The organism is Acetobacter sp. DsW_063, from assembly GCF_002153745.1.
Taxonomy (GTDB): domain Bacteria; phylum Pseudomonadota; class Alphaproteobacteria; order Acetobacterales; family Acetobacteraceae; genus Acetobacter.
This window is the reverse complement of the sequence record NZ_JOPL01000025.1, coordinates 136,798-143,230: the sequence shown is the minus strand read 5'-3', so window position 1 is coordinate 143,230 and position 6,433 is coordinate 136,798. Positions and strand designations below refer to the sequence as shown.

Sequence of the window (6,433 nt, the reverse complement as noted above, 5' to 3'; positions counted from 1 at the left end):
ACGTGGCGAAACGAAACTGAGCACCATTCTCGCCGACTGGTCCAAACAGGGTATCGGGCTGTCACCGTTCGCAGGCCGCTTCGTCAAGCAGGTGAACGACTGGATCGTCACGTGGTCCCCGACATTGCTGAACGGCTATAACGGCAAACTGCAGCCGAGCGACGACCCGCGCCCAGGCTCCAAGGACCCCGGATATCACGAAGGCTGATATCCGGGGTCCTTGGAGCCTGACGCTTAAGGCCGTATTACTCCGACCGAAGAATCGAACTCGAGATTTCCACGAGAAAATCCAGCACGGTCCGGGTGCGCAGCGGGAGCGTGCGAGGACCGGTGTGGACGGCGTAAAGCGGCATAGGCGGCACGTCCCAGCTTGGAAGCACCCGGATCAATTCCCCTGAGGCAATCTGATCCCGTACCTGAAATTCAGGCAGAAGCCCAACGCCAACACCCGCGCTCACCGCGTGAAGCGCGGCCTCGCTGCTGTTCGCGCGAAATACGGTGTGCGGCGCAACCACGCTTTCTTCGCCGTTGTTCGAAAAATGCCAGTCCTGACGCCCTCCTCCGTAGGTGTAGACGACGCAATGCTGGTCTGCGAGGTCGCGCGGGTGCTCCAGTTCTCCGCGTGGCGTGAAATGCTTCGCAGACGCGACAAGCGCGCGGTGCACCGATCCAAGTTTGCGTGCAATCAGCGAGCCTTCGGCGATTTCGCCCACACGGATCGCGAGGTCGAGACCTTCCTCGACCAGATCGCCAAAGCCGTCGCGCATCACCAGTTCAACGGAAAGTTCAGGCTGACGCTGCAGCAGCTCGTTGATGCGCGTCGTCAGATAAAGACCAAACGCCGTCGTGACGCCAAGGCGCACCAGCCCGGACACCGAAGCGCGCCGTCGGCCAAGCACGGTCTCCGCCGTCTCCAGAATCTCCAGCACCTCGTAAGCGTGAGGAAGAAGGCTGCGACCATCTTCGGTCATCATCAGACTTCGCGTCGTTCTGGCAAACAGCGTCGTGCCGTAATGCGATTCGAGCAACGCGATATGGCGCGAGATTGTCGGCTGGCTGGCGCCTGTCTCGCGGGACACCGCAGAAAAGGAGCCTGTGGCGGCGACGCGTACAAAACTGTGTAAAGCTGAGAGAAGATCCATTGGGCATGCCGCGGCGAGAGGAAATGTGTCCTATCGTGTCCGCTTCCGCATTCATACACAATATGAAGATATGAGAGACCGGCATGCCGAAAACGCAATGGCCGCGTTCGCGACGCATAGCGAGACCAGAGATCAGCGTCGCCCCTGCCCGTTGCGTTCACTGACCGCCAGCCGTTTCTCAGCCATACGCGCCAGCCTTACGAAAGGCAGACCGAGCAGCAGATACGCCGCGCCGACCATCAGACCGGTGCCGAAATAATCGAAATAGGTCGAGGACAACCGGACATATGTCTGGCTCAACTCGGTCAGGGTGATGATGCTGACCAGAGAGGAATCTTTCAGGAGCGAGATAAAGTCGTTGGTCATCACCGGCACGACGACGCGGAAAGCCTGCGGCACCACGACATACCGCAGAGCCTGAGCATGAGTCATGTTGAGCGCTGTAGCCGCCTCCATCTGCCCCCGCGCCACGGATTGCAGACCAGCGCGATAATTTTCTGCTTCGTAGGCTGCGTAGTTCAGGCCGAGGCCGAGCACGCCCGCGACGAACGGGGAAAGCCGGATCCCTATGCCCGGCAAACCATAGAAGATGAACAGTATCTGGATCAGCAAAGGCGTGCCGCGGATGATCTCGACATAGAGCGTCGCCAGAGAGGCGAGCCATGCCGGGCCATAACGCCGCGTCAGCGCCAGTGCGAGGCCAAGCCCGACGGCCAGCACCATCGCGCAGGCCGAGACCGCGAGCGTCAGCGCGGCGCCCCGCGCGATAAGCGGCAGGAAACCGACATAACGATAAAACCGCGCCTCCCATCCCGGCGTCGGAGCGGTGGCGGCGAGATATCGCTCCCACTCGGTCGGAGCGATGTTCGGGTTGGTGCGGTCGCCCGTCCACTCCACCATTTCCGGCGTCCACAGGTTCCAGCGCGCCAGAATGCGGTGCAAGGCCCCATCGGCGACCATGTCCTGCAACGCCTGATCGACGTGACGCCGGAGTTCCTGATTGGCGCCCTTCTTGAACGCGACGCCGTAGGCGAGATGACCGATCGGGGGCCCGACGATCCGCAACGCCGGATCGGCCTCGCCATAATAAAGCGCGATTGGACCATCCAGCAGGACGGCGTCGAGGCGCCCGTCCTTCAGGTCGGAGAACGCGTTCGATTCCTCGTCATAGGAACTCAGCTTCACGTCGGACCGATCGCGCAGCATGCGTTCGGCCAGCGTGTCCTTGATCGTCCCGACCGCATGCCCGCCCAGACGCTCGAACGAATCCAGTCCCGCCTGATCACGACGTACGACGATGCGCTCCGCCGTCACGTAATAGGGGCGGCTGAAATCCAGCGCCTCCATATGTTCGGGCGTCATTTCGATCCCGTCGGCGACCATTTCGTAGAAGCCGCGCTGCAATCCGGGGATCAGGCCGTCCCAGTCGTTCTGGACGAACTGAGTGTCGCGTGACAGACGATGGCCGATTTCGGCCATGATGTCGTATTCGAACCCGACCATTCGGGTCTGTTCGGCAGGATCCTGAAAGGTGAAGGGCACGTTGGCCGTGCCATCAGAAGCCCATCGCAAGGGCGCGTCGGCGCGGGCGGCCGCAGTGACGGCAAAAAGGGCCATGACCACAAACCACAGCGTCACGGTGGAAGTTCGGGTGCGAACGGGCAAACCGGCGACCCAGCAAGAGGCCAGGCGAGAGGCGCGATAAGCTGCGGCCCTCACAGCGACGCCCCGAGGAACTCACGGGTGCGTGGATCACGTGCGTTGACGCAGATTTCGTCCGGGTCGCCGATCTCCACGATCTCACCGGCCTCCATGAACACGATGCGGTCAGAGGCGGCGCGGGCGAAGCGCATGTCGTGGGTCACGACGATCTGCGTCATCCCCTCGCGGTCAAGCGCGCGCATGACCTCCAGAACCTCTTCCGCGACCCGGGGATCGAGCGCGGATGTCGGTTCGTCGTACAGCATCACGTCGGGGCGCATCGCCAGCGCCCGTGCGATCGCCGCGCGCTGTTGCTGACCGCCGGAAAGAGTTGAGGGATACCGCAACGCCGCAGCCTCCAGCCCCACCTTGGCCAACAGGTCCCGGGCCTCGGCCTCGATCACCGACGCTGCGACATGCTTCACCACCTGCGGCGCCAACATCACGTTGTCGAGGACGGTGCGGTGCGGAAACAGGTTGAAGGACTGGAAAACCATCCCGACATGGGCGCGCAACTGGTGCGCCTGCGCCTCGTCAGACGAACGCCACGGACCGCCGTCGCGGCGGATGCTGTCGTCGGCGATGGTGACTGCGCCGGTGTCGGGAATTTCAAGAAAATTCAGGCAGCGCAGAAAGGTCGATTTACCGCAGCCCGAAGGGCCGATGATCGACACAAGCTCGCCGCGTTCGACGGTCAGCGAGACATTGCGCAGCACGCGGTGGCCGTCGAACGTCTTGCAGATCGATTCGGCCCGAAGGACCGTTTCAACAGAAAAAGCCGGCCCGGTGGATACCGGGCCGGCGTTTTCCTGGTTGTCAGAGAACGATGTGGCCTCAGGCAGCCTTAAGCATCCCGCGCAGAACGTACTGAAGAATGCCACCATGACGGTAGTATTCGACTTCGTCCAGCGTATCGATGCGGCAGAGCAGCGGAACCTCGTCCTTCGTTCCGTCGGCGCGGGTGATCACCAGCGTCACGTCCATACGCGGCGTGATGGTCTCCAGTCCGATAATGTCGATGACCTCGTCGCCCTTCAGGTTGAGCGTCTTGCGCGTCGTGCCTTCCTTGAACAGCAGGGGCAGAACGCCCATGCCGACGAGGTTGGAGCGATGGATGCGCTCGAAGCTCTCGGCGATGACCGCCTTGATGCCAAGAAGCAGCGTGCCCTTCGCGGCCCAGTCACGCGACGAGCCCATGCCGTATTCCTTACCGCCGAACACGACAAGCGGCGTGCCCTCGGCTTTGTACTGCATGGCCACATCGTAGATGAAGCCTTCCTTGCCGTCGGGGAAGTGCTTGGACAGCCCACCCTCGGTGCCCGGAAGCATCTCGTTCTTGATGCGGATGTTCGCAAACGTGCCGCGCACCATGATCCGGTCGTTGCCACGACGCGATCCGTAGGAGTTGAAATCCTTCGGCTCGACGCCATGCTCGATCAGGTACTTGCCAGCCGGCGAGTCCTTCTTGATCGAACCGGCCGGCGAGATGTGGTCGGTCGTGATGTTGTCGCCGAGTAGCGCGAGGACGCGTGCGCCCTTGACGTCGCCAGCGCCAGCCGCGGGCTCGACGCCCATGTCCTTGAAGTACGGCGGATCTTGAACATAGGTGGACTTGCCGTCCCATGCGTAGGTCTGCGAACCGGTCGCGACCTTCAGGTCCTGCCATTCCTGCGGACCGATCGACGCCTTCGCGTAACGCTCGATGAACTGCTCGCGGGTGATGGCGGAGCCCATCAGGTCCGCGATTTCCTTGTTCGAGGGCCAGATGTCCTTCAGGTAGACCGGCTTGCCGTCCTTGGACGTGCCGATCTGAGCCGTCGTGATGTCCTGACGCATCGTGCCGAGCAGCGAGTACGCAACAACCAGCGGCGGGCTGGCGAGGTAGTTCGCACGCACATTCGGGGAAATGCGGCCTTCGAAGTTACGGTTGCCAGACAGAACCGACACCGCGACCAGCTTGTTGCCTTCGATGGCGTCGACAATGTTGTCGGCGATCGGGCCCGAGTTGCCGATGCAGGTGGTGCAGCCATAGCCGACCGTGTTGAAGCCCATCGCGTCGAGGTCTTCGGTCAGGTTGGCGCGGTTCAGGTAGTCAGTGACGACCTGCGATCCGGGAGCCAGCGACGTCTTGACCCAAGGCTTCGGCGTCAGGCCGAGGGCGCGGGCCTTGCGGGCCACGAGACCAGCGGCGATCAGCACGGCGGGGTTCGAGGTGTTGGTGCAAGACGTGATGGCGGCGATCACGACGTCGCCGTGGCCGATCTCGTAGTTCGTGCCAGCGACCGACGCCTTCTTGTCGATGTCGTTCGCGGGGACGCCGAGGCCAGCCGTCAGTTCTTTCTCGAACGCCGAGGTGGCGTCGGTCAGCACGACGCGGTCCTGCGGACGCTTCGGGCCGGAGATCGACGGGACGACCGAGGACAGATCGAGTTCGAGCGTGTCGGTGAAGACCGGATCGGCCATCTCCGGCGTGCGGAACATGCCCTGCGCGCGATAGTATTCCTCAACCAACTTCAGACGGTGCGCGTCGCGGCCCGTCTCGTGCAGGTAGTCGAGGGTCAGTTTGTCGACCGGGAAGAAGCCGCAGGTCGCGCCGTATTCCGGGGCCATGTTGGCGATGGTGGCGCGGTCGGCGACCGGCAGGTGGTCGAGGGCCGGACCAAAGAATTCAACGAACTTGCCGACGACGCCCTTCTTGCGGAGCATCTGCGTGACGGTCAGCACGAGGTCGGTCGCCGTCGCGCCCTCCGGCAGCTTGCCGGTCAGCTTGAAACCGATGACGTCGGGGATGAGCATCGCGATCGGCTGACCCAGCATGGCCGCTTCAGCTTCGATGCCGCCCACGCCCCAGCCGAGCACGCCCAGACCGTTGACCATGGTCGTGTGGGAGTCCGTGCCGAACAGCGTGTCGGGGTAGACGTATTCCTTGCCGCCGACTTCCGCGGTCCATGCGACCTGCGCGATGTATTCCAGATTGACCTGGTGGCAGATGCCGGTGTCAGGCGGAACGACCGAGAAGTTCTTGAACGCTTCCTGACCCCAGCGCAGGAAGGCGTAACGCTCTCCGTTGCGGTCGAACTCGATGGTGATGTTCTTCTGCAGCGCGTCCTTGGTGCCGTAGACGTCGACCATGACGGAGTGATCGATGACCAGGTTCACCGGAACCAGCGGGTTCACCTTCTCTGGGTCGCCTTTCAGGTCGACGATGCCGTCGCGCATGGCGGCCAGATCGACGACGCCGGGGACGCCGGTGAAGTCCTGCATCAGGATGCGAGACGGTTTGAAGGGCACTTCCTTCGTGCTGCTGCCTGCGGGCAGCCAGCCGGCGATCGCCTTGGCGTCGTCCTGCGTGTAGGAGCGCGCGTCTTCAAAACGCAGAACGTTCTCGAGCAGCACCTTGAGGCTGACCGGCAGGCGGCTGACGTCGCCAATGGTCTTCTCGGCCTCGGGGATCGAGAAATAGTGATAGGTCTTGCCATCAACCTTGAGCTCGCGCCCGGTTTTCAGCGAATCGTGCCCAACCGACTTCATGTAAACTTCCCTCCGCGACAACAGCATCCCGCTGGCATGTCGAAACCGGCCAAGACCGC

At 62.7% G+C, this 6,433-nt stretch carries 4 protein-coding genes and 1 pseudogene; 1 reads left to right on the top strand and 4 read right to left on the bottom strand.

Annotation, left to right across the window (positions count from 1 at the left end):
• Window positions 1–208: pseudogene (locus HK28_RS13960) on the top strand (hypothetical protein); the annotation flags it as partial.
• A 37-nt stretch (window positions 209–245) separates the two neighbouring features.
• Here HK28_RS13960 and HK28_RS05780 read toward each other — a convergent pair.
• The 4 genes from HK28_RS05780 to acnA all read right to left on the bottom strand — a co-directional run bounded on the left by HK28_RS05780 (window position 246) and on the right by acnA (window position 6,374).
• Window positions 246–1,142, bottom strand: coding sequence for a LysR family transcriptional regulator (locus HK28_RS05780; RefSeq protein WP_026397038.1), 897 nt, complete (start codon window positions 1,140–1,142; stop codon window positions 246–248).
• Between the two features lie 132 nt (window positions 1,143–1,274).
• Window positions 1,275–2,759: an ABC transporter substrate-binding protein/permease gene (locus tag HK28_RS05775; RefSeq protein WP_086643645.1), complete on the bottom strand. Its 1,485-nt coding sequence runs from the start codon at window positions 2,757–2,759 to the stop codon at window positions 1,275–1,277.
• 98 nt (window positions 2,760–2,857) lie between these two features.
• On the bottom strand, window positions 2,858–3,727 hold the full coding sequence (locus HK28_RS05770; protein ID WP_086643644.1) for an amino acid ABC transporter ATP-binding protein: 870 nt from the start codon (window positions 3,725–3,727) through the stop codon (window positions 2,858–2,860).
• Window positions 3,678–6,374 (bottom strand): aconitate hydratase AcnA, encoded by a 2,697-nt coding sequence (acnA, locus tag HK28_RS05765; RefSeq protein ID WP_086643670.1) that lies wholly within the window; start codon window positions 6,372–6,374, stop codon window positions 3,678–3,680. The genes HK28_RS05770 and acnA overlap by 50 nt, the downstream gene beginning before the upstream one ends.
• Between the last annotated feature and the right edge of the window lie 59 nt (window positions 6,375–6,433).